The organism is Autumnicola lenta, assembly GCF_031846515.1.
Classification (GTDB): Bacteria; Bacteroidota; Bacteroidia; order Flavobacteriales; family Flavobacteriaceae; genus Autumnicola; species Autumnicola lenta.
Genome location: NZ_JAVRHO010000017.1, coordinates 1 through 21,878, shown reverse-complemented (window position 1 = coordinate 21,878; position 21,878 = coordinate 1). Strand labels below are relative to the sequence as shown.

Annotated in this window: 21 protein-coding genes and 2 tRNA genes; 5 read left to right on the top strand and 18 right to left on the bottom strand. The window is 38.8% G+C overall.

What is annotated here, in order from left to right; translation table 11 throughout:
* Positions 1–78: 78 nt before the first annotated feature.
* The 3 genes from mutS (at position 79) to RM545_RS12325 (ending at position 3,047) form a co-directional block, all read left to right on the top strand.
* On the top strand, positions 79–2,664 hold the full coding sequence (mutS, locus tag RM545_RS12335) for a DNA mismatch repair protein MutS (RefSeq protein ID WP_311495629.1): 2,586 nt from the start codon (positions 79–81) through the stop codon (positions 2,662–2,664).
* A 207-nt stretch (positions 2,665–2,871) separates the two neighbouring features.
* A tRNA-Gly gene (locus tag RM545_RS12330) sits at positions 2,872–2,944 on the top strand.
* A gap of 18 nt (positions 2,945–2,962) precedes the next feature.
* Positions 2,963–3,047 (top strand) — tRNA-Leu (locus tag RM545_RS12325).
* 118 nt (positions 3,048–3,165) lie between these two features.
* Here RM545_RS12325 and RM545_RS12320 read toward each other — a convergent pair.
* From RM545_RS12320 to RM545_RS12260, 13 genes are all read right to left on the bottom strand, one after another.
* Positions 3,166–3,786, bottom strand: coding sequence for a hypothetical protein (locus RM545_RS12320; RefSeq protein ID WP_311495587.1), 621 nt, complete (start codon positions 3,784–3,786; stop codon positions 3,166–3,168).
* A gap of 444 nt (positions 3,787–4,230) precedes the next feature.
* Positions 4,231–5,721, bottom strand: a complete 1,491-nt coding sequence (locus RM545_RS12315) for a hypothetical protein (protein ID WP_311495586.1) — start codon at positions 5,719–5,721, stop codon at positions 4,231–4,233.
* Positions 5,722–5,826: 105 nt separating this feature from the next.
* Complete coding sequence (locus RM545_RS12310; RefSeq protein ID WP_311495585.1) at positions 5,827–6,438, bottom strand: hypothetical protein; 612 nt, start codon at positions 6,436–6,438, stop codon at positions 5,827–5,829.
* Positions 6,439–6,458: 20 nt separating this feature from the next.
* The gene (locus RM545_RS12305) at positions 6,459–8,399 is read right to left on the bottom strand and encodes a phage tail tape measure protein (RefSeq protein WP_311495584.1); all 1,941 of its coding nucleotides are present in this window, start codon (positions 8,397–8,399) and stop codon (positions 6,459–6,461) included.
* 175 nt (positions 8,400–8,574) lie between these two features.
* Positions 8,575–9,000, bottom strand: a complete 426-nt coding sequence (locus RM545_RS12300; protein ID WP_311495583.1) for a hypothetical protein — start codon at positions 8,998–9,000, stop codon at positions 8,575–8,577.
* Positions 9,001–9,044: 44 nt separating this feature from the next.
* On the bottom strand, positions 9,045–9,191 hold the full coding sequence (locus RM545_RS12295) for a hypothetical protein (protein ID WP_311495582.1): 147 nt from the start codon (positions 9,189–9,191) through the stop codon (positions 9,045–9,047).
* Between the two features lie 19 nt (positions 9,192–9,210).
* On the bottom strand, positions 9,211–9,492 hold the full coding sequence (locus RM545_RS12290; protein ID WP_311495581.1) for a helix-turn-helix domain-containing protein: 282 nt from the start codon (positions 9,490–9,492) through the stop codon (positions 9,211–9,213).
* Positions 9,492–9,677, bottom strand: a complete 186-nt coding sequence (locus RM545_RS12285; RefSeq protein ID WP_311495580.1) for a helix-turn-helix transcriptional regulator — start codon at positions 9,675–9,677, stop codon at positions 9,492–9,494. The genes RM545_RS12290 and RM545_RS12285 overlap by 1 nt, the downstream gene beginning before the upstream one ends.
* A 254-nt stretch (positions 9,678–9,931) precedes the next feature.
* On the bottom strand, positions 9,932–10,309 hold the full coding sequence (locus RM545_RS12280) for a hypothetical protein (RefSeq protein WP_311495579.1): 378 nt from the start codon (positions 10,307–10,309) through the stop codon (positions 9,932–9,934).
* A 230-nt stretch (positions 10,310–10,539) separates the two neighbouring features.
* Complete coding sequence (locus RM545_RS12275; RefSeq protein ID WP_311495578.1) at positions 10,540–10,740, bottom strand: hypothetical protein; 201 nt, start codon at positions 10,738–10,740, stop codon at positions 10,540–10,542.
* A gap of 2 nt (positions 10,741–10,742) precedes the next feature.
* The gene (locus RM545_RS12270) at positions 10,743–11,915 is read right to left on the bottom strand and encodes a tyrosine-type recombinase/integrase (RefSeq protein ID WP_311495577.1); all 1,173 of its coding nucleotides are present in this window, start codon (positions 11,913–11,915) and stop codon (positions 10,743–10,745) included.
* A gap of 572 nt (positions 11,916–12,487) precedes the next feature.
* A complete protein-coding gene (locus tag RM545_RS12265) occupies positions 12,488–13,009 on the bottom strand; it encodes a hypothetical protein (RefSeq protein ID WP_311495576.1) in 522 nt (173 codons plus the stop codon).
* A 40-nt stretch (positions 13,010–13,049) separates the two neighbouring features.
* The gene (locus RM545_RS12260) at positions 13,050–14,207 is read right to left on the bottom strand and encodes a zinc-dependent alcohol dehydrogenase (RefSeq protein ID WP_311495575.1); all 1,158 of its coding nucleotides are present in this window, start codon (positions 14,205–14,207) and stop codon (positions 13,050–13,052) included.
* 276 nt (positions 14,208–14,483) lie between these two features.
* On the opposite strand from RM545_RS12260, the gene RM545_RS12255 reads away from it, so the two are divergent.
* On the top strand, positions 14,484–15,023 hold the full coding sequence (locus RM545_RS12255) for an HD domain-containing protein (protein WP_311495574.1): 540 nt from the start codon (positions 14,484–14,486) through the stop codon (positions 15,021–15,023).
* Between the two features lie 39 nt (positions 15,024–15,062).
* Here the strand turns inward: RM545_RS12255 and RM545_RS12250 are convergent, their stop codons facing one another.
* A complete protein-coding gene (locus RM545_RS12250) occupies positions 15,063–15,539 on the bottom strand; it encodes a hypothetical protein (protein WP_311495573.1) in 477 nt (158 codons plus the stop codon).
* Between the two features lie 152 nt (positions 15,540–15,691).
* Here RM545_RS12250 and RM545_RS12245 point away from each other — a divergent pair, with 152 nt between their 5' ends.
* Entirely contained in the window at positions 15,692–16,459 is a 768-nt protein-coding gene (locus RM545_RS12245) for an XRE family transcriptional regulator (protein WP_311495572.1), read from the top strand.
* A gap of 65 nt (positions 16,460–16,524) precedes the next feature.
* On the opposite strand, the gene RM545_RS12240 is transcribed toward RM545_RS12245, so the two are convergent.
* The 4 genes from RM545_RS12240 to RM545_RS12225 form a co-directional block, all read right to left on the bottom strand.
* Positions 16,525–16,740, bottom strand: a complete 216-nt coding sequence (locus tag RM545_RS12240) for a hypothetical protein (protein WP_311495571.1) — start codon at positions 16,738–16,740, stop codon at positions 16,525–16,527.
* A gap of 282 nt (positions 16,741–17,022) precedes the next feature.
* Entirely contained in the window at positions 17,023–18,645 is a 1,623-nt protein-coding gene (locus tag RM545_RS12235) for an OmpA family protein (protein WP_311495570.1), read from the bottom strand.
* A 12-nt stretch (positions 18,646–18,657) separates the two neighbouring features.
* On the bottom strand, positions 18,658–19,593 hold the full coding sequence (locus RM545_RS12230) for a PorP/SprF family type IX secretion system membrane protein (protein ID WP_311495569.1): 936 nt from the start codon (positions 19,591–19,593) through the stop codon (positions 18,658–18,660).
* A 22-nt stretch (positions 19,594–19,615) separates the two neighbouring features.
* The coding region (locus tag RM545_RS12225; RefSeq protein ID WP_311495568.1) for a T9SS type B sorting domain-containing protein at positions 19,616–21,878 on the bottom strand (2,263 nt) is incomplete at its 5' end.

The following is a 21,878-nucleotide window of genomic DNA, read 5'->3' as shown; positions in this document are numbered from 1 at the left end:
TCCTGCGATTCTTTATTTTAGCTGAAATTAAAATTCCCGATTTTGGCAGCCAAAAAAGCACAGCAAGTTACCCCTTTAATGAAGCAGTATAATGCCATAAAGGCAAAATACCCTGATGCTTTGTTGTTGTTTCGCGTGGGGGATTTCTACGAGACTTTTGGCGAAGACGCGGTAAAAGCTGCACGCATATTAAATATCGTGCTTACTAACCGTAACAACGGCGGGGAACGTACAGAACTTGCCGGTTTTCCGCACCATTCCCTGAATAATTACCTGCCAAAGTTGGTAAAAGCGGGGCAGCGGGTGGCGATTTGCGACCAGTTGGAAGATCCTAAATTGACCAAAAAAATAGTGAAGCGCGGAGTGACAGAATTGGTGACTCCCGGCGTGGCACTAAGCGATGAGGTGCTGAGCAGCAAATCAAATAATTTTCTCTGCGCGATCCACTTCGGGAAAAAGAATATCGGGATTTCTTTTCTGGATGTTTCAACGGGGGAATTTCTTACAGCCCAGGGAACTTCAGAATATATAGATAAACTGCTTCAGAATTTTGGGCCGAGTGAGGTGCTTATTCAGAAGAAATTCAGAAAAGATTTTGCGAACGAATTTGGCGAAGATTATCATTGTTTCTATATGGAAGACTGGCTTTTTAAGCAGGATTTCGCTACAGAAACCTTGAATTCTCATTTTCAGACCAAATCCTTAAAAGGTTTTGGGGTGGAACATCTGGAAGAAGGCGTGATTTCTGCCGGCGCAATTTTACATTATTTAGCCGAAACCCAGCATCATAAACTTCAGCATATAACCGCCATTAGCCGTATTGCTGAAGAAGAATACGTGTGGATGGATCGTTTTACCATCAGGAACCTGGAATTATATCATTCCAACGCCATGAATGCGGTGACGTTGCTGGATGTGATCGACAAAACAATTTCTCCAATGGGAGGAAGGCTGCTGAAGCGTTGGCTGGCCCTTCCGCTTAAAAATGGCGAAAAAATTAGGAAACGTCACGAAGTGGTGGAGTTTCTTATTCAGAATTCTTCAGTTTTAGCTGAAGTTCAGCAGCATATCAAAGAGATTAGTGATCTGGAAAGGTTGATTTCAAAAGTTGCTACAGGAAAAGTTTCGCCGCGGGAAGTAAACCAGTTAAAGCATTCCCTGGATGCCGTAATTCCGATTAAAAAAATCGCAACCGACTGCGATAATGAGGCGCTGAAAATTATTGGCGATAACCTGCAAAGCTGCGATTTACTGCGGTCGAAAATTAAAGAAAGCCTGGCGGAAAGCGCGCCGGTAAATGTTCAAAAAGGAAATGTGATTGCTGAAGGTTTTTCCGCAGAACTTGATGAACTGCGAAAATTGGCATTTTCGGGGAAGGATTATTTAAACAATATGCTGGAGCGCGAGACTAAAGCCACAGGCATTACTTCGCTAAAAATTGCCAGCAATAATGTGTTTGGCTATTATATTGAAGTCCGCAATTCGCATAAAGATAAAGTTCCGGAATCCTGGGTGCGTAAGCAAACGCTGGTAAATGCCGAAAGATATATCACCGAAGAGCTGAAAGAATACGAAGCAAAAATTCTTGGTGCTGAAGAAAAAATCCTTCAGCTGGAGCAGGAGCTTTTTGGAAAGCTGGTATTGTGGATGAGTGAATATATTCAGCCGGTGCAGCAAAATGCGCAGCTGGTGGCGCACCTGGATTGTTTGTCTTCATTCGCGCAGCAGGCTAAAACAGAGCAATATTGCAGGCCGGTAATTGAAGATGAATTTGAACTGGACATCCAGGAAGGGCGGCATCCTGTAATTGAAAAACAGCTGCCAATCGGGGAGAATTATGTCACGAATAATGTGCAGCTGGACAGGGAAAATCAGCAGATTGTTATGATCACCGGCCCTAATATGAGTGGTAAGTCGGCTATTTTAAGGCAGACGGCGCTTATCGTCCTGCTGGCGCAAATGGGTAGTTTTGTGCCTGCAAAAGCTGCGAATATCGGGCTTGTGGATAAGATTTTTACCAGGGTAGGAGCGAGCGATAATATTTCTATGGGCGAATCTACTTTTATGGTGGAGATGAACGAAACGGCGAATATTCTGAATAATATTTCCAAGCGAAGCCTGGTGCTTCTGGATGAAATTGGCCGTGGAACCAGTACCTATGACGGGATTTCCATCGCCTGGGCCATTAGCGAATATTTGCACGAACATCCTGCCCGGCCAAAGACGCTTTTTGCTACCCATTACCACGAATTGAATGAAATGTGCGAAACCTTTACCAGGATTAAAAATTTTAATGTTTCGGTAAAGGAGTTGAAAGACAATGTGCTTTTTCTACGGAAACTGGTTCCGGGTGGCAGTGAGCACAGCTTTGGGATTCACGTGGCAAAAATGGCAGGAATGCCGCAGCAGGTTCTTCATCGCGCAAATAAAATACTGAAAAAACTGGAAAAATCCCATGCCATGGAAGATTCCGGAGAAATTCTGAAGAAATCTGCGGAAGATGAAATGCAGCTGAGTTTTTTCAATCTGGACGACCCATTACTGGAGGAGCTGAAGGAGGAACTGTTGCATATAGACATCGATACGCTTACACCCGTAGAAGCTTTAATGAAGTTGGCGGAGATAAAAAGGATGCTGAGTAGCAAACAGAAAACCAAAGCCTGACCAGTTGACAGTGATCAATTAATAATTAGCAACAATCTGTTGAGCAGAAGGCGGTTATCTCGAGGGCGAAAATTGGCAAATTTGAGGTTTAACTTTTTTTAGTCATTTTTATAAAAAGTTCTTTGCTATTATTGGAATTGTATTAAATTTGCATCCGCAATTAACACTTGCAGCCACACAAAATGTGGTAAGTTCTTAAGACAAAACGCGAAAATAGCTCAGTTGGTAGAGCGCCACCTTGCCAAGGTGGAGGTCGCGGGTTCGAATCCCGTTTTTCGCTCTTTATTCACATTTCCACGCTCGGGTGGTGGAATTGGTAGACACGTTGGACTTAAAATCCAATGGACAATGCGTCCGTACGGGTTCAAGTCCCGTCCCGAGTACTTAGAGCCTCTTTATCTTGTTGATTTAGAGGCTTTTTTCTTTGCGTTGCTTGGTTTCTGTACGCTCATTTGTACGTACAGGATGAATTAAGCACTCTTTTTTAGTTTCAGCTGTAATTTATTTTTTCTCACCTCTCGACCTGGTAACGGAATATTCCTGCATCAAAGCTTTTATTTCCTCACTGGATTTTCGTTTTGCGGTATTAATTGCCCTTTCCAGTTCTTCTCTCATACGGGTAATCATTTCGGTTAAAGAAGATCTATCTCCTCCAAGCCTTTCATTGTAAACAGATGCAATGTTTTCCGCAGAAGCTTCGAAGGATCTAAATACACTCTGGATATTTATTACCATGGTTTTTTCTACAATTTCTATAGGCATTAACTTGCCTTGTAATCTTTGATTTTTATAGTATAACTCTTGTGCTCTTCTCTCAGATATTAGAGCATCGGCTTCTTTCTTACGTAGTGTCCAATCTGCAGCTTTTAGGGCTATGGACTTATCCGTATTTTCGAATGCTATATTTTCTATAGATGGTTTTTCAGTGATTGTCTCTTTCGGAATCATGTTAGGTTTTCCATGTTTTGACCATTGGTCTGTGAGATAAATAGCATTAGTAGGATGCTCTGTATTTATATAGTTGCCTGTTTTTACTACTTTTTCTCTTCTTACATGTTGTCTTAATGTGGCCAGTTTTACACCGGCCAACTCTGCGAAATCTTTTGTACTTAATAAACTCATATTTTCTGATTTGATATTATTAATTTGCTTTTGTAACATATGAAATCCCGTTACAAAAATACATAGCCGTGACATTTGCGTAATCAATGTTAAGCGTAAAAAGAACGAGGTGCGCAACGTATTGCACTTCTGGAAAAAGTATTTTACAGTACCTTTTTATCTTTGGGGTACCTAAACATGTCGTTTCTTTTCACCGGGATTATTTCTAGTATATCTTTTATTATTTGTGGGTCCAGTTCTTTCACTCCTATCTTTTCTAATCGATATAGTTTAGAGCGTAAGGTCTCGGTATCGTATCTTTCCGGATGCTTAATAAACATTTCCGTGGCCAGTCCTGATAATGTTTCAACCGGGGCTAAATCCCGATCTAGTCTACCTCTGTCAGTTTTGGCAATACATTTTAACAGGTTCAATCTAATCAATATCATGTCTTTTAATTTTTATTCAGCTTGCTTTACGTTGTGTCTTATAATTCAATTGAGAAATAACTTTTAATAATCTGCGGGCCCTGTAGGATGTGAGCGTTGTAAGATCACCATCGCTGTACACTTCCATTCTTTTAACCACCTGGATATCTTCTTTTATCAAACATATATTGTGCTGATGGTACAAGGAAAAGTAAGTCTTGTTGTGCCTGATAAAAAAGATTTTGAACTTGTGCTCACTATCTTCTATGGATTTTAATAAGTAGTTCAGGTTCTTTAATTCAATAGCTTTTCTCCGGTGGCGGCGGTTTTTGCGGTTTTTGGCATGTTGAACATTGTTGCAAAACTTCCCGCAGTAAATAGATCCTGCTCTCTTATGAGAAATATCGGTACCGCATGTTTTACATTTTGGCTTTTTCATTTTAACGCTTTTCCCCTTCTTTTTTTCCGGTGAATTCTGGGTTTGATTTTGTCCACGTTTTACGGGTTTATCTAAACGCGTAAAGCGTTCCTTTTTACGGGTTTCATTTTCTTCTGGTAACTTGCGTAAAGCGTTCCCTTTTGCGGCTGTTAATTCCTCTAATTTTATAATCAATTGCTGAAGCAGATCTTCCTGAGTTGTAGAGCTGCAGAATTCCTTTCGAAGTTGAACAAAAATATTCTTAGCTCTAAACCTTTGTTTTCTGGTAAACTTTTCCCAGTTAGTAGCATCTAAATAATAAAGCATTTTTTCCTTTTGCTTTTTATTCATTAGCCGCCACTTCATTCCAGAATCATAAAAAATCATCTCCTCCCAAACTTTCAATAGATCTGGTTTAATTTTTTCAAGGTTTGACATCTTGCATAGATCTGCCAAAACTGAAATACCGTACCTTTTAGCCTTCTTCTGGCTTTTAACTGCCAACTCTACTCTAAGAAAGTTTTTACCTTTTTTGCGAAGCTGCAAGCCTTTGTCATAAACCTTATACTGATACTCCTGTTTGTTTAGCTGCCTACCATTAAAAAACTCATCTACCTTTAAAGATGTAAAACAGTTACTTTGGAAGGCTCTAAGACCTCTAATTATCGTTTGTGGGGCTTTTTCGGTGTGGATGTTCACACCATATTCGAAATGCTGTACAATAGCCGTATTAGGATCTATGCTAAACCGGTTCTTAATATCAAATATAGATTCTCGCAGCATCTGGAATGTAAAATCAAATGCATTATCCCGGCCATGGTTAAAATACTTTGGAAGGGATCCCCTAAGGATGCAATGCACCTCGTCTTTTATCGTGGATGGAATAAGAAAGAAATACAGGCCCCGGTAAAAAGCTATTTTGGTGTCGCTTTTTATTTCTCCAGTTTGTTCATCTACTTTAGTGGAAAATGACAGCAAAGGATTATTTTCCCAATCTCTCGAATTGGTACCAACACACCTTATTTTCACACCGTCAATCATCAGTAGGAGAGAAAGAATAATTTTTGTAAATTGACAGTCGGTTTTATACCGGTGCCAGGAATAGTACATTTGGACAAATTAGAGAGCCCGCCATGGCTCTCTTTTTTTGGATAAAGTTTAAAAGCAAAGCCCCCGCATAATTTACGAGGGCCTTACCAGTTATGACCGGACTGTTTAAATCATGCTTATAGCTTCGACATTGGGTTGATAACCCACTTTTCCACTATCAAGATTTTTTATGTCCAGCAGATTTTTAAACTCTACCGGAATTGGAGCTCTGCCAATAATGCCGCCCTCTATAGCTCTGTTTAATGATTCGCATATATTATTTGCTGCATTAAGAGCTATATTCTGTTTTTCGGATCTCGTGTAGTAAGTGCCAATTTCATTGTATTTCTGAATTGCTTCCTTTGTTAAAGCAATTTTATTATCCTTACTTATTGAAAACTCATCTAACCGGCTCCGGAATTTTGCATTTTTAAATGCTTCTTTTACCGCAGTAGAATCTTTCCCTTGTAATTTTAGCAATGTTTCAATGTCGGCATTAGGGAAACTGGATCTATTTTTAATGATCTCTGCCAGCTTTTCCCAACCTGAAGTAAGAATGACTCTCTTTTCCCCTTCATCTAATGGTTTATCATCACAAAGCTTTTCAGCTTCATTTAAAACAACCTCCATTTGTGTAGCGGATTCTTTTCCGGTTGTAATCCTGTTGTTAATCCACTTCTCACTTTTGTAAATAAATTGTGGCTCAAAAACTTTCTTTTTCTTTAGAATAGTACTCATGTTTTCTTTTGATTAATTAATTAACGTTGTCCTTGTGTAGTTGTTAATGATGGAAACCCGAAGTTGTCCGACTGTTTAACATCTTTTACCATGTTTCCAGGATCATTTAAAAATATTTCCATTTGTCCTTTTCCTATTTTCTCCATTATAGTTTCCTGAGTAGTATTGTGCTGCTGTTGAGAAGAAGGGATAAACTCAGGTTTTCCATTTGGAGAATCGGCAGAAGAATCTGTATCAGTAGGATCGTTCGCATCCAGATTTAAATTTGCTCTCATGTTCTCAATGAATTTGAGTGCAGGTGCAACCATATCACCAACTCCCGGTATTTTTCCAATCAAGCCAATAAACTGCTCCATAGGAACCAGAAGAGCATCGATAATAACAGCCCCAATACGTTTTAAACCTCCTACTATACCGCCATCTTTAAAAGCTTCTTTAATACTATCCCAGTGCTTCCTAAAGCTTTGAATTAAGTTTATTAAGAATCCGAAAGGACCTAATAACATGAGAAGCATAGCTCCCCACTCATCATAGTATGCTATAGCTACAGCAACAATAGCCACTAATGCTACAATGGCCAGAATTACAGCTCCTATAGGATTAGCTGCAGTAGCGGCATTTACAAGCCACTGTGCACCTGCATAAGCTTTTAGAGCTACAGCATTACCTCTCAGGGCTAATATATTTTTCTTCTGTAATGCAGTGCTTACACCTATTACAATGTTATATGCAAAAGTCGCGGCCTGAACTCCCCAGGTAAGTGCTTTCATTACGGCAAATACTCCTATCAGAGATATACCTACACCTACAATAGACTCCATGTTGTCGGCAACAAACTTCATAATTGTTTTCGTACCTTCCAGAGCGGAATTATTTGACTGCGTAGCGGTTACTGAATCTAGAAATCTGTTCTTTACACTATTAATCCAATAAGCCATAGTGCTTGAATTCTTAGCCGCTTGTTCGTAAGCAACTCCGCTCTCTCCTATCTTCGAAATCAGATCATCATATACAGGTAAATTCTGTAGGAGAATTTGAGCGGCATCTTTATTTTCAGTTCCGAACATCTTAACCATTGCCAAAGGATCTTCCGCTATTTTTGAAAGTTCTTTGAGCCTGTCAATAAAGGGCACGGTCTTATCCGCAACCAATGCTGTATTTACTCCAAATTTGTCTAGCTGTTTTATTGCTTCCGGTGGGAGCGCCTGTATAGTAGACATTTTAGTAAGTACGTTTCTTAACTTGGTCCCAGATTCAGCGCCTTTTATTCCTTTAGATGCTAAAACCTCAACAAGTGCAACGGATTCGCTTACATTCACGTTGGCGGCTTTTGCTGAAGCGCCAAAACCTAAAATAGCATCTTTTATAAGGGGAATGGCAGCAGATCCGTATTTAGATCCAGCTGCGAGTTTATCAATAATCTCGTTTGATTTTGAAGCGTCTATATTGAACTGGTTCATTACATCCGTTAATGCTTCAGCTGATGAAGTAAGATCCATTCCAGATGCTTTGCTTAATGTAATTGCAGATCTGGTTACCGCATCTAATGCATCCGCATTTTGAAGTAGGTCCGGCTTAGCAGATCCTATAAGCTCATAAGCTTTAAGAACCTCAGCTCCGGCTTTATAAGTAGCTTTTGCCGTATCCATGGAGATACGTTCCAAATGGGCAAGATCTTTTCCTGTAGCTCCAGTTATAGCAGAAACGCTTGCAAGGCTTTTCTCATAATCCAGATTAGCTTGCCCGGCCATGGTAAAAATACCGGCCAGACCCACTCCCAAACCAATTTGGGTAAAACGTCCAAGTTTATTAAAAGTGGAGTTAATCTTCTGATCAAAACGTTGAATGTGAGAAATACTATTTCGGGAGAACTTGCTTACGTTATTTGTCATACCTCTAATTACAGCGGTCATTTTATCGACCGCTGTAAAAACTGTAGGTACTTTAATAGTTGATGCCATTTTTACTTTTTTTCTTTTAATTGACGGTGCAGTTCCTTGCAGAGGTTATACCAGTACACAAGGCCGTAACTATCTTGTGCATCACAGTATAATTCTCTTATGGTAAAGGGTGACCAATGATATTCATTAACTACAGTTTTAATCATTGCGTTAATGTCCTCACCTGCAGGCCAGCCTACATAAAAGCCGCGCTTAACTGTTGGATAACTGTATAATCAAATTTCCCCATCTTGTTTAAATATCCTTGTGGTTGAGAAATTATGAATGACGTACACTTCAAAGCATACTGGAAAGAATCTTTACTAAGATTTAAACCTTTTGAAAGGTTTGCTAATTCATTGGGCCTGATCCTGGTCTTAAAGTCAACCTCTTCCAATATAACGGTAGTCCCATCTTCTGACATGATGGGTTCAGCAAGTTTATATTTAATCTTTTCGCCGGAAAGGGTTAAAAGACCTTCCATAGTAGCTCTCAACAAAGGAACATGATCTTCTTTTATGTCTTCATCCTGTAGCGGAGTTCCAACTATATGACGATTGAGAAAGTCTCTTAATTCAGGTAGTGCTACCTCTTCGGTAATTGCAGTTGTGGTTTTTTTCATTTTAAAATGATTTATTGATTATTAAAAAAGTGATTACTTATTTTCTATTTTCCCAGATGCTTATCTATCGCTGGTTCTGGTAAAATGCCCTGTCTTGCTTCTGTTTGAAGTTGATGGCCTGCTTTTACCCCAGCTGTAAAAATCTGGTTAAATACTTCTGGATGTTCTGTTTTAAATTGCTCTACTGTCATTGCTTAAATTTTTTTAGGTTTATTTTAAGGCGGCTTCTACCTCATCTCTTTTGTACCATACTCTATTCTGTATGGAGTATCTTTTGAGAAGTCCTTTTTTATCCCAGCTGTGAAGTGTTGCTAATGTTATACCTAGCATGGCCGCAACCTCATTACGACTGAGGTAAACAGGCGGTTCTTTTGGTTGCCAATTCTGCCTGATATCTTGGAGAGCTTCGTTTAGAGTGTCCAGCTTTTTCTGAATTTCTTCCATCTGGCTCTTTGGCACTAAGGCAATTTCTATTTCATCTTTACCTGCCATTACTTTGGAGATATTTCAGTTAAGGCGGCTTCTACTTCGTTTTTCTTGTATAGAACTTTACGGCTACCCATTTTGTAACCCTTTAAAATTCCACTTGTCGTGTAGTTGTAAATTGTTTTTTTACTTACTCCCAGAAGTTCCGCAACATCTGTTTTCGATAAAAATTCTAAAGAAGCCTTTCCCATTTTATCTGAATTATTTGTTTTGATATTTCAAATGTAAAAGGCTTAACTGCGGGATTTTTCGCAGGTAAAAAACTTTATTTCAGGAACTTATCTTCTTGTGGCGGTGGAATATTCAATTAAAAAAGGAGAAATTTGAGGTATTAAAGAACATAAAGAGGTATTTAAAAGAAAAACCCACTCGATTTGAGTGGGTTTTTTATGTGTTCACTGAGCCGAAATTCCGGCTCATTGAATGGATCAATACTATAAAATTATCAGGCTTGGATCTTTATTATTTTAAACATCTGGCAATCATCATTTAGATCTAAAGAAATATCCTGTACAGATGCGGCAGGATTTCGACTTTTCCACGTAGATGTCTTAGCGGCAGCATCAAAATTTATAAAATCTTTATGGTAGGAATTACCATTAGAAATAATTACATATCCGTATTTATTTGGTGCCAGATTGTTTTCCCAATGGTCCGGTGTTAATTCTTCTCCTAATAAAAGGTCACCAATTTTTACGTCACCTAATTTTCCGTTATTCATGTTGTCACTTGTCACTTTAAAAGCTTCTGTCCTAATTTCCGTTAGAGCTACTGATTTGCTTCTTAAGACTTCTGCTGTTTGCATTGTAGATGTTGTTTTCATAGTTGATTACTTTTAAACTTTATTTATTTATCGTACAATCTGTAATTTTGAACTGTACCTTTCATCTGATATATCTGAGGGAAAATTTTCCCTTAGTAGTTGCCTTAAGGCTTTATCTTTCGTTATAAATTTACCCGTACTTATACTCTGCTCTTCAGCTGTTTTAAGTTTATTATCCCACTCCTCAATTATATAATGATTTATTTCTAATTTTTTCAGCAACATAGTTTTTAGCTTTTTTTGGAATTTATATGAACTCTCCTATTTTTCAAAACAGCCATTGCGGCATCTTTGGCTTTCCCCTTTCGGGTGGGACTTAAATCGCCACCACGCTCTTCAAGTCCCTTCCTAACTGCTGTAGCAGTATCTATTGTTGCCTGGGCAAAGGCTTCTAATTTTTCCAGCTGCTTTATTAATTCTTGATCCGACATCGTTATTCGTTTGCGGCATTTTTTATTACATGCATTTCCGGATCCTTCTTTTCTTTCTGGATTTGTTTGGCGTAAAAATCTGCTATCTGTTGTGCGTAATCCATGCCAGATTTTCCAATATATTGAAGGAGCATTTTTTCCGATGAATGTTGCGTTATTTGCATTATTAAAGGAGTTGGTAGGGTGCCGTAGTTATTGCTGGCAAAGCTACGGCGACAAACATGTGAGCTAATTAACTGACACTTTGGGAAACTGCCTGTTATTTTTCTCTTCTTACCTTTTTTGATGTACTTCCCCGTTTTATCCTTAGGTATCTCTTTGCCTTGTTCATCAACCATTGTGACTTTCGCCCCTGGTATATGTTCATTAATTCCGGCAATATGGCAAAGTTCCTTTAAGTTGTCATTGAAGTTTTGAATAGCAATTTTATAAGGTAGCCCTTCTTTAAGAATTTCTTTTGTGGTAGGTAACACGGGGATGGTTACGTTTTTACCGGTTTTTTGCTGTTTTAGTTCTATCAATTCTAGACCGTTTCTTACAATGAAATTATCTTCAGTAAGTTTTAATAGATCTCCTCCTCTCTGTCCCAGATTACATCCTAGTAACAACCACTTTCTAACATTCTCTAAAGCTTCAGTTTTTAATTCAGTTCTTGCGATCTGGTCCAGTTCCGAAGGATTTAAGTAAATGATAAAATCATTTTTAGATTTACCTCCTTTGACTTTCTTTAATTGTGAGCTTGTTTCTATCCCATGTACCTCAGCATCCGCACAAACTGATTTTAGATCATCTATTTTTTTTCTAGCGTAACCTTCAGAATAGTTTTGAGAGTTCAAAAGCCAATCTAAAAATCTCTTTCCAAAATTTATGTCCACATCTTTAACACGATATTTTTTCCGCCCTTGAAATTTCCTGAAAATATTTAAAAGGTTCTGGTAAGATTTAATTCGGCTCTTAGATAGTCCTAATCCTCTGTGCGCATTTTCCCTTGTTCCTGCAGTATTTATAACTTGTTGAATACAATCCGTAATGATATCACTTTTCTCATCTTCATTTGTCGGATTATAGAAGTTATCCATAGCTTCATGTAGCCAATTCTTTTCAGTGGGATCAGGTCTTTCTTCTTTGAATTTCGAAATAACAAAATTTTCAATTTCTGAAAGATTATTATTCACTTCAGAGATAAGCTTCTTTAGAGATGCAGGAACATTCCGTTTTTTGCTTCTGTCTTTTTCCCAGTAAGTTTTTGTTACTTCAAGCTGGGTTTTTGCTGCAAACTGGAATTTTTTATTATTCTCATCAAAGGCTTGTAAGCGTATAGTTAGAGGAGCTTTTTCCCGCTGGGACCGGTACAAAAAATAAACAGTTGCCATTACTCAATATCATTTGGATTTTTCAAATATATAAAATTGGACGCTTAGTTGTACGCAAAAATTGTATTTCTTTATATTTTAATATATCTCATTATCTTTTCCAAAGTGATATGAAAAGCATTGATATAGTATATTTTATAGTGCTTTTTACTATATTTCAAGGGAATTAAAAATTTATATATATGTTATATTCAAGTCCCGTCACGAGTACTCAAGGCCTTGATAATCGACTAATTATCAAGGCTTTTTTTGGTTTATTGTCCCGGATTTGCCAAACATTTGCCAAGCAATATTAAAAAGAATTTTTTTGAACAATAAAAGGTTGAAGTTCCAAGAGAACCTCAACCTTTAAACCTCTATTTTATATGCTGTGCCTATTTCTTACTCTTGCGGAACAGCAATATTAAAGCAGCAGAAGCTACAGCGGCGACAGTAGCTGTTTTAATTACAAAGTTTTTACGGTTGTATTTCCATTCAGATTTTAATCCGCGTTCTGCAAAGAAATTAGGGATATGACCTTGTTTCAGGTCATCTAGAACTCCTTCAACCATATCAATACGATCTGCCAATATTAGGGGTACCCATCGTCCTAAGCTGGACTCACTTTTCTTAAATGCATGCCTTCGAATCATTCCGCTAAGCCCACGGGGAGGTGCTGCGGTACCAAAAACAGCCGTTATATTAGGCCGCTCTACCGAGTGCAGCACTTCTATATCTATTGGTTGTTGTTCCGATCGCTCCCAGGAGTAACCTTTAATCTCTTCGTCTGTACGTTTCTTGATTGGGTAAGTGGGATCATTTTTAGGATCTATATCTACTCCCCATCCTACAATGTGGCTGTGATTTCCGCCCCTTTTGTTTTTAAAATCTTCAGGACTGGTTTCATCTGTAGTCATAATCAATTTTTTTTAATTAATAGTTTAGGCTTGTTTTTGCTTAAATTCCGGCGGCAGGTGGAATAAGTACCGGTTTAATACAATTATCAAGTTTAGATGAAAAGATATGATAGCCTTCTGCCACTTCTTCCAAAGGTATGCGGTGGGTAATGATCGCCTTAGGATCCAAAACACCGTTTTTCACATGCTCTATCATTTTGGGCAATAACCTTTTTACTGAAGCCTGGTTGGCTCTTATGGTAATACCCTTGTTTAGCACATTGCCAATGGGGACAAGCGCATCTACTGGTCCGTAAACTCCTACGATGGAAACAATTCCTCCTTTTTTTACTGAATTGATCGCCCAGTGAAGTGCGGTTGTAGACCCGCCCTGAAGAAGTAGCTTTCTTCCCATAAGCGAATTTACTTTGTTTCCTGCAGCTTCAGCGCCTACTGCATCTATACATACATCGGCTCCCAAAGAGTCCGTTTGTTTTTTAATAAATACAACCGGATCTTCCAGTTCCTGAAAGTTAAAAACTTCGCACTGTGCATATTCCTTTACAAACTCCAGCCGGTAATCCAGCTTGTCAATTACAATTACACGGCCTGCTCCAAATAACCATGCGCTTTTTGCAGCCATAATTCCTATAGGGCCCGCACCAAAAACAACAACGGTATCACCTTCCTGGATACCCCCCATTTCTGCAGCCTGATAGCCGGTAGGAACAACATCTGTTAAAAGAACGGCATCATCTGGGTCCATCCATTCAGGAATAACAGTGGGGCCAAAATCAGCATAAGGAACACGCACATATTCTGCCTGCCCTCCATGATAACCACCGGTGGTATGTGAATACCCAAATATTCCCCCTGCGGCTGTGGATTGCGGATTTGCTTCGTGACAATTGCCGTACAACTCCTGCTTGCAAAATGCACATTTTCCGCAGGCAATATTGAAAGGAACCATCACCTTGTCCCCAACTTTAAGATTTTCTACAGATGATCCTGTCTCTACCACTTCTCCTATAAACTCATGGCCAAACGTTGTTCCCACTCTTGTATCTGGAACAAGCCCGTGATAAAGATGAAGATCTGACCCACAAATACAGGAGCGTAGTACTTTTACTATGGCATCTTCGGGATGTTCAATTTCAGGATAGGGTAGATTTTTGTCGGCGCGGATACGAAATGGTCCGCGATAATTTACTGCTAACATAATTTTCTCAGTTTAGTTAAATATTTTCTTTTTCAGCTAAACAAATCAACATTATGGGGAGATGGAAGAGTTGATTGCTTTTAATTTCTATTAAATTACGAAAAGCATATGCTGAAGGAAAGTATTTAACGTTACTTTATATTCGGTACAGGATCTTTTTCAGATGGTAATTTTTGAGAAAAATAAAGTAATAGCAGTATGGAATTTCAGGACTATACCAACTATCGGTTTTTGCTTAGAACCTAAAAATGAGTTACATTAAAATAAAACAAAGCCATGGAGGAAGAAGCATTGGAATTTGCACGAAAAGCACATGGAGATCAAAAACGAAAGTACACAGGAGAACTTTATATTGAGCATCCCAGGCGCGTAGCGAATACTGTTGCTGCAGTTTCTCATACTACCGCAATGATTTGTGCGGCTTACCTTCATGATGTGGTAGAAGATACCGCAGTTTCCATACAGGATATTGAACGTAAATTTGGGAGGGAGATTTCGAAACTGGTGCATGAGCTTACAGATAAATATGTAAAAGAGAACTATAAGCAGCTTAACCGGGAAAAACGGAAGGAGAGAGAGGTGGCAAGACAGTCAAAAATGAGTGCCGAAGCCAAAACCATTAAACTTGCTGATGTTATTGACAATACCCGGGATATCATTAAGAACGATCGTAATTTTGCACGTCGCTATATCCCCGAAATGGAAGCTTTAACAGAAGCGCTGCAGGGCGGTGATTTTAAATTACTGATGCGGGCCTGTTTTGAAGTGCAGCGCGCAAAATATCTATTGAAAGGAAAAGATGATGCCCTTATTTAACCAATGAAATTTTGTTAAACTTCAGAAAGCTGTAGTGAGTTACTCACAAGGTACAGTTTCCGGGACCCTGGTTAATATAATCTCCTGGGGATCGCGCCGGTTAATGTTGATAAGCTCTACATTTTGAATACCGTAATTAAGATCAATGTCCCCCTGGCATAGTTGTCCGTTGTTGTCAGAGTCCCATTCGATTTCCATATAAAAACGAGCATTATTGTTGTCTGTTAAGTCTGGAATGGGAGCATAAGGATCTTCCGGGATTTCCATTCTTATTTGGGAAGGCAGCTCTTCTACTTCATAGTTTTGACTTGCCAGTAGTACTTCAGTAGCGTTCGTTATCGTGTCGTTTTCACCATACAAATTTAGTGTGAAAGTGGGGTTAGTAAAAGTAATATCCTCGTTGCTCTTTAAATCCAGTATGATAAAGTTTACATCGGCATCGTCTATATCGGTGTCACAGGAAAATGCCAGAAACATGATAAAGAAAGAGAAAAGTAGGGCTGTGGCCTTTTTCATTTTTAAGTAATTTTTCGATTAAGCGTTTTTATTTTTAGAGAAGATAAGTCATTCCAATTCAAATTAAAAAAGATTAATAATAATTTTAAGAAATGGGAAAATTTCCACTACAATAGAAATTGTTTAGGATTATTTCCTAAATTAGCAGTACTATGGGAACACCTGCAACAATTGAAATCAAGCATTTTAAGGAAGTAAGAGAGGAGAACAATTTTACACAATCTGAATTTGCTGAACTCCTCGGAATAAAAAATTCTACAGCCGATATTGAGCGTGGACGTACTAAACTCTCCGGAAAAGTAGTTGCCGAACTTTTAAGGCAATTTGGAGTAAATCCGCTGTGGCTTTTCGGAGACAGCGGTCAAAAGTACCTGCAAATTACCAAGGGCGATGTGAGTCCAAAGGTTATTACTGTGAACAGCTCCGATAGTGAGAATATCCTTATGGTGAACCAGAAGGCAGCAGCCGGTTATCCTCACAATGTTCAGGATGTGGAATGGTACAATCAGCTACCGGCATTTGATATCCCGTTGCCGGAATTCAGAAATGCCACCTACAGAGGTTTTCAGGTGGAAGGAGATAGTATGTTGCCTAATTACAGACCCGGAGAATGGGTGATGGCTAAGGCGGTAGGCGGTATTGATGAAGCAAGCAACAATAAGGTCTATGTTGTGGTTCTTTACGATTCTGTACTGGTCAAAAAACTGCAAAAATTGCCTGATCCTTCTAAGTTATTATTGATTTCATTAAATGAAGAGTATTTGCCTTTGGAGGTGAAGGTGAACGACATTCAGGAACTTTGGCAGGTAAACAGTAAGCTGACTTTTAATCTCGACAATCCTTCAGAAAGCGGACTCTTTCAGCAATTACAGCAATCTATGGAAGAGCTTAAGAAGGAATTGAGATCCTTCAGGAAATAGGAGCCACATATATTTGCCGAAAATTGCCATTTTTTATGGTCAACTTCTTTTAATCTTAAGAATTTTCAGTTTTTTTCTTCTGACACTGAAGGATTTATGCTGAAAAGGAGAGTGCCTGAAAATGGCGAATATCGACCTGCAGTATCTTCTACAATTAAATCTTGTTCAAAAACGTAAGAAAAACTTGAAACATTGGCATCTGGATCTTCTTGACAGAGAATACCGATTGAATCAACTGCTAAAAAATGGCAATTATCGAAGTATGGTTTTTCTGTAGCCAAAAATGGCCAAGTAAAGGTTTTATGATCTTTTTTAGCAAAAATTACATAAGAATTCTTCCGAAGAAAGAGAAGTTAATAATCTAATGATATTAACTGTTACTAGAAAAAAACCTGACTGGAATGATTATTCGAGGAGGTGCCTGAAAATGGCAATTATCGACCTGCAGTTTTTCACGCAATTTCAAATGGCTAATAAAAAAGCCCCGAATCCGGGGCTCTTCTTAATTAATTGGTTGGTAATTGGAAATCTGTAATTTTGAAGATTTATTCTTCAGAATTTCATTATTTAGTCTCTTCCTCAACAACTTCTTCCATTGTTGAGAAGGAAATAACACTTCTACGGTTTTGAGCATATTCTGCTTCAGTACAACCGGTAGCATCGGTACAATCGTTTACTGGTCGTGATTCACCATAACCTATGGTGCTGATGTCACTGGCAGCTATACCATGTTCTACCAGATAGTTCTTAGTAGACTCAGCTCTTCTCTGTGAAAGATCCATGTTATATTCATCAGTACCTCTCGCATCTGCGTGAGAAGCAATCTGAATTTCGGTGGCTTCACTACTCTTAAGAATATCGATAATTTGATCCAGTACTTCCTGATATTCAGGAGTAATATTGGATTTGTCAAACGCAAAATAGATTCTGTCTTCATGTGGAATTTCAATCTCTACAGTTTTCTTAATATACTGTGCTCTTGTGAACGAGTAGAGGTTGTCGTTTCCACTTCGGTTAGAAGCAAGGAAACCATTTTTCTCGCCTTCCTTAATGATAAAAGCAAAATCATCGTAAGCACTGTTAAGGGAATTCCCTAAGTTCTCTGCTTCATTATAATCACCTTCAGATTTGTAAATGTCGAGATTACCGAAACCTAAATGACCATCTGAAGCGAAGTAAAGCGTGTTGTTTTCACTTATAAAAGGAAACTGTTCTCTGTGCTCCGTATTAATTCCAGGTCCAAGATTTTCCGGAGTTCCAAAAGTTCCATCTTCGTTAACAGCTACTTTGTAAAGGTCAAAAGATCCCTCTCCTCCAGGCATGTCGCTGGCAAAGAAAAGTGTCGAACCATCAGGACTTAAAGCAGGGTGTTCTACGGAATATTCTTCGCTGCTAAAAGGAAGTTTTTCGGGTTCAGACCATGTTCCATTTATCATTTGAGACCTGAGAATGCTAATATTTGCAACTCTTATTCCGCTGGTATCCTTAACTCTTTTCTCGTTAGTACGGTCGAAGTAAACTGTTTGTCCATCCTGAGAAAAGGCTGCTGAACTCTCGTGCTCGTCTGTATTAATTGCATCAGAAAAAAGAACAACATTGTTGATTTCCCCTTCTTCGGAAATATTTCCTGAATAAAGGTCCAAAGTTGGCTTTTTATTCCATGGATAAATTGGACGGGCTGTGTTTCTGGTTGAAGCAAATGTAATCTGATCTTCCCCAAAATAAGAAATACCAAAATCTGAAGACGCACTGTTGTCTGTAGCCAACATGGTTGTTTCATAGATGAAAAGATTACTTGAATCTACAGTACTTGCCTGAAAATCTTCAAAGGCTATTTCTCTGTCATAATAGGATGCAAAGTATTTATCTGCCTCATCATTTTGTCCGGCAGCACGAAGCGAATGTGCAAACCTGAATTCATATTCAGGGGCGACAGTTGCTTCATGCCTTAAAAATAACAATTTGTAAACTTCAGCTGCATTCTGCATTTGATTCGTATAAAAATAGGAGTCTCCAAGATTTTGAAGCACTTCCTGATTTTTGTCAGCAACATCTTCGTAAGCATTTGCCGCATCAACGTATGCACGCTGAACAAAAAGTTTATCAGCTTTCTTAATTTCAGATTTTTGTCCGAAAGCAGAAATGCTTATTAATGTTAATAAAATAGTTCTATATATATTTTTCATGTTATGCAGTTTTTAGAAGAATCGGGGTGATTTGTCATATCCTTTGGTAAGCCCGAAAAGATCAAAATCATATAAAATCATGATCTCATGGGTGCCGTCGTTATAGTTGCCTAAATTGGAAGTGGTGTAATCGTACGCATAACCTACACGAAGTTGCGGTGTGATTTTAAAGTTCACCAGGCCGGTAACAGATTCGTTAAACCTGTAACCAATTCCTGCTTCCAGGCGCTCATACAAGAGCACATTTGCAGTAACATCAACAGATAATGGAGCACCTTCAACCCCCCTGGCCATAAAAGCGGGTTTTAATTTTAGATTCTCGCTTACGTCGAAAACATACCCCCCTGTAGCGAAGTAGTGAATGTTCTCTTCTCCCAAAGCCGTAAGGCCCTGTTCATTTTCTAAATGTTTAGAAGTAAAAAGGTTTGGGGCAGATAATCCTAAGTAATAATTATCGCCAAACCAAAATGCTCCAACCCCAAAAACGGGAAAAACCTCGTTGATGTTTTCAAACGCTGGATCATCCTGATCATTTACTATAATTCCTGCAGTGTTGGAATCAAATGTGGATAAACCGGCTTTCACCCCAAAAGAGAGGTTACTGGTTTCTCCTGTAGGAAGAACATAAGCGAAATCTGCGGTTATATTGTTTTCCTTTATCCAACCCCCAATTTCATCATGAACTACAGTTAAGCCTAATTCAATTCTGTCACTCACCGGAGTGTGAGCGAAGAAATTGGCGGTGCTTGGTGCACCGTCAATTCCTACCCACTGTGATCTGTAAATCCCACCTAGATTAAGCATACCGGGATTGTCGGTAGCATAAGCCGGGTTAACCACACTCATGTTATACATGTATTGAGTGAAGAGCGGATCTTGTTGAGACATACCCTTAAGAGAGAAAAGGATAATGCCTGCGAATATTAAATATTTTGTTATTTTTTTCATTTCTGTCTAGTATTTATCCTGATTATCTACTTAAGTATATTTTTCCTTGTCTTGGAGGTGTAGTTCCATCGTTAAAATCTACGATATAGAAATAAACTCCTACAGGTAACACATCATCGCCAAGGCTTTCAGATTCGGTAGATGTACCGTCCCACTCGGGAGTACTGGCGTTTCCTTTATAAACAGTGTTACCCCATCTATTAAATATCTCAAGGCTGTAATTAGGATATTCTTCTTCAATGTTTTCAACGATAAAGAGATCGTTTCTTCCGTCATCATTTGGTGAAATTCCTTCAGGAAAAATTAAAGGACAATCTTCCAACTGTACCGTATATGCAAGTCTTTGTGAACTTTCACACTCTGTCACATCATCAAATAGAGCTGCGTAGTATGTAGCACCATCTTCCAGTGGAGTATTCAGGCTTAAAGCATCACTTCCATCTTCAGAAGCGTACCATCTGATATCTCCCGGCTCATTAATAGCAGCATTCAGGTCTAACAGGGTATTATCATCAAACTCACATAGCTCAAGCTGAGACTGGTCTATTGTTGGAGTAGGAGCATCGTTAATAGCAACCATAATTATAGCCGCTTCAGAAACACATCCACCTTCTGCACTCATATCGGTAACGTAGTAAGGCTGTTCTACAAGTAAATCTGTAGGCTCTAACTCGTCTGTTAATTCCACGTTTGAGTAGTAAGTGATATTATCTCCACTAACATCCAGATTTGCAACTGTTGCACCTTCTATGGCGCAGAAAGTAAGATCTGTTACTGTTGGTGCTTCTGGAGCAACGTTCACATTTACTGTCATTGTAGAAGTGCTTGTTCCGCAAAGCTCATTATCAGATTCTACAGAGTAGATAACCTCATAACTGTCTGCATCGTACATGGCAGGATCAAAAAGTCCTTCAGTAATAATTTCTTCACCTAAAGTGAATGTACCGTCCATATCTGCATCTGCAGATAGTTCTCCAAAAAGATTTACGGGGCTTTCGTTAGAACAAACTGGGACTTCCATATCTGCGCCAGCGTTAGCCGATTCCAGGACTACTACTGTGATGATAGCTGAGTCTGAACAGTTTCCATCACCTGTGCTTACAATGTAAGTGACAAGATAAGTATCTGGTTCATATAGAGACGGATCCATCATTCCATTAGCTATAGTATTGCCATTAAGCGTAAACCTTCCACCCATATTTGCTTCTTGTCCCAGTAGGTTAAACAGATCCTGAGTTTCTTCATTCTGACAAACCATAAGGTCTTCATCTGGATCTGGCCCTGCAGAAGGAACAGCTCTTATAGTTAAGAAAAGCGATGAGGTGTCATTACCACATTCGTTTCTTGCCGGAACGGTGTAAATGAATTCATAGATTCCTGCATCGAATTGGGAAGGGTCTACTATTCCTTCTTCAACAATAACTCCGTTGTAGGTCCATTCTCCATTCATGTCTACAGTGTCATCATCTAATCTGGAGAAAAGATTTTGGCTTCCTGCATTCTGACACACCGTATATACATTGTCTATTCCTGCATAAGCAACATCCTGTACAGTAAGCGTAAAGGTGATTTCGGCAGAACCTGTAACACAGGATAGTTCTTCTTCATCCAAAGAATAAGTAATTTCATATTCACCTGGTCCCATTGTTCCAGGATTAAATGTTCCATCCTCATATCCTTCAAATACTCCGAAATCGGGGTTGTCACCAATAAAATCGGTTAAATCCTGAACACCCGCATTTTGACAAATTGGGGCAGGATCGTCTACTTCTGTTAATTCAGCGGCAATTTCGTCTATGATTGTTACTTCAATATTTGTAGACGATTCACAACCTCCGTTAGAAACAGTATAAGTGGTTTCAAAAACCTGAGAAGGAGTTGCTGGATTTGCAAGGTAGGCGGCTATTTGTGCGGCTACTAATTCTACATCTGGTGTAAATTCACCAGTTAAATCAACATTACCTTCTTCCTCTAAAAGATCATTGAAGAGAGAAACAGCATTATCAGGATTCTCGATTAGTTCAAGAACTTCAGAGATACAGTAAGTGCGTTCAATTGTTGCTACTGTCGTTGAACCTTCAGTAACTTCAATAACAAAAGTAGTAGAGTCCATTCCAGTCACACATTCCAATTCATCACCATTCACAGTGTAGGTTACTTCATAAGTACCTACGCCCATAGTTGCAGGATCAAAAGTTGTAGCAGGTGTTCCGTTTACGGTAAAAGTTCCACCGGTAGTAGTATCTCCAACTAACAATGTGGCTAGAGTGATAGTGCTTGCTTGA